2 protein-coding genes are annotated in these 2,107 nt (G+C 70.7%); one reads left to right on the top strand and one right to left on the bottom strand.

The window, feature by feature from the left end; translation table 11 throughout:
- Nucleotides 1-319: 319 nt before the first annotated feature.
- On the bottom strand, nucleotides 320-664 hold the full coding sequence (locus AB0C29_RS45300) for an Lsr2 family protein (RefSeq protein WP_360834125.1): 345 nt from the start codon (nucleotides 662-664) through the stop codon (nucleotides 320-322).
- 371 nt (nucleotides 665-1,035) lie between these two features.
- Here AB0C29_RS45300 and AB0C29_RS45295 point away from each other — a divergent pair.
- A partial coding sequence (locus AB0C29_RS45295) for a LamG domain-containing protein (RefSeq protein ID WP_360834123.1) occupies nucleotides 1,036-2,107 on the top strand: 1,072 nt, incomplete at its 3' end.

The raw sequence follows: 2,107 nt of genomic DNA, 5'->3' as shown, positions 1-2,107 counted from the left end.
GTGGCGGCCGGCGAAGGCGGCCGCGAGGTCGGTGGTGAGCCCGTCGAGCCGGGGCCCCGGTGGCATGAGCCGGCGCAGCCAGCCGGCCAGCACTGCGCTGAGCTCGGCGACGGTCCGGACCTGATCAGTGGACATGATCCGACCGTAGGGCAGAAATCGGCGCGCAGTGCGCCGTCGCGCTCTGCCTTCGGCAGAGAAGCCGGGCCGGGCTTTGTGCATTGCCGCGGCGGGGCCGCCGAAAGGCTGTGGTGCGTGCCGGGACGCCGTTGCGAGGGGCGTCGTCATCGCATTCGCGACGGCGTCACCGGCGGGCGCGGAATCAGCGCTTGCTGTGGAACGCCTCGACGATCGAGGTGGGGATGCGGCCGCGTTCGGAGACCTCGTAACCGTTCTTGTTGGCCCATTCCCGGATGGCCTGGTTCTGGTCGCGGTTGGCCCGGCTGGGGGCCGGCGCGGTGCTGCGCGCGGCGATCCGCGCCGTGCTGCTGCGGCCGATCCGGGAGGCGGCGGCCAGGTACGGGTCGAGCGCCTTGCGCAGCTTGCCGGCGTTCTTCTCGGAAAGGTCGATGGTGTAGCTGACGCCGTCGATGCTGAATTCGACGGTGCGGTCCGCTTTGCTGCCGTCAATGTCGTCGGTCAGCAGGGTGACGATCTGCTTGGCCATGTGGTCGCTCCCGGATAAGCCTTTGGTGCGGCACCTGGTGACCGCCTCTATTGGCGATACCATAGCCGATATCGCCATGCCGTCGTCCGGCGCAGTGCGATAAACGAATCCGCGTTCTTCCGTGTCGCGTATCCGTTACCGCGGGGTTGCACAAGGTGGCGCGGTCGCCGCCGCGCCGCCGGTCCGGTGCGGGCGGTTATATGTGCCCGCGGCGACCCGGTCCTTTGCTTTGTGGTCGGTCCATAACGGACAAAGACAGCGGCGAATGAGCGGGGCTGTGTTTCGGCTTGGTGTCGGTTGCTTGACAGGCATGTTGTGACCGTTAACACTTTCGGCAATCTTCCGGCTCCCACCCCTGGATAGAGGCCTTCATGGTCGCCGAGCCCCGTCGTCGCGGCACCCGACACCTGTCCCGTATCGCTGCCTGTCTGCTGGCCGCCGGCGCCCTCGTGGCCCCGGCCGCAGCCGCCGCCGCAGCCGATGTCACCGGCGGCCTGGTGCTGCGGTACGACCTCACCCAGACCTCCGGAACCGCGGTCCCGGACACCTCGGGCCACGGCCGCGACGGCGTCCTGAGGGGTGACGCGTCCTTCGCGCCCGACGGCGGCGGTCTCGTCCTCGGCGGCACCGACGGGCACGTGCGGCTGCCGGACAACGTGCTGGCCGGGCTCGGTGCGGTCACCGTGGCGGCCGACGTCTACATCGACACCGCGCAGGCCACGCCGTACATGATCTGGGCGCTGGGCAACACCGACGCGGGCGGTGTCGGCAACGGCTATCTGATGGCCACCGGGGACCCGTACCGGACGGCGATCGCCGGCGGGAACTGGAGCACCGAGCAGACCGTCAAGGCGGGATCGGGTCTGCCCCGCGGGGTCTGGGCGAGCATCGGCTACACCCTGGGCGCCGACGGTGTGGCGACCGAATACCTCAACGGACAGCCGGTGGCGACCACCTCCGGCGTCACCATCACCCCCGGCAGCATCGGATCGGGCGTCACCAAGGCGAACTATCTGGGCCGGTCCGTCTACACCGCGGACGCCTACCTGCACGGCCGGATCCGCAACTTCCGGATCTACGACCGGGCGCTGAGCGCCACCGAGGCCGCCGGGATCGCCATCGCCGACGCGACCCGGGTCGCGGGAGACCGGGCGGCGCTGACTCTGGGGGACACCTCGGCGGTCACCGGTGATCTGAGCCTGCCGGCCGCCGGGCCCGCGTACGGGAGCAAGGTCTCCTGGTCCTCCTCGGACCCGGCGGTGATCACGCCCGCCGGTGCGGTGACCAGGCCGGCCGCCGACACCACCGTGACCCTGACCGCGACCGTCACCAGCGGCTCCAGCAGCGCCACCCGCGCCTTCCCGGTCACCGTCAAGGCCGCCCTCAGCGCCGCGCAGAAGGTCGAGCAGGCCCGCGACGCGCTGACCGTCACCAACCTCGACG

Source organism: Actinoplanes sp. NPDC048791, from assembly GCF_040650095.1.
In the GTDB taxonomy this organism is placed as follows: Bacteria; Actinomycetota; Actinomycetes; order Mycobacteriales; family Micromonosporaceae; genus Actinoplanes.
This window is presented reverse-complemented; position numbering and strand designations above follow the sequence as displayed.

Coding starts and splice junctions, on each gene's coding strand:
- AB0C29_RS45300 (WP_360834125.1), bottom strand. CDS start 664: ATGGCCAAGCAGATCGTCACCCTGCTGACCGACGACATTGACGGCAGC.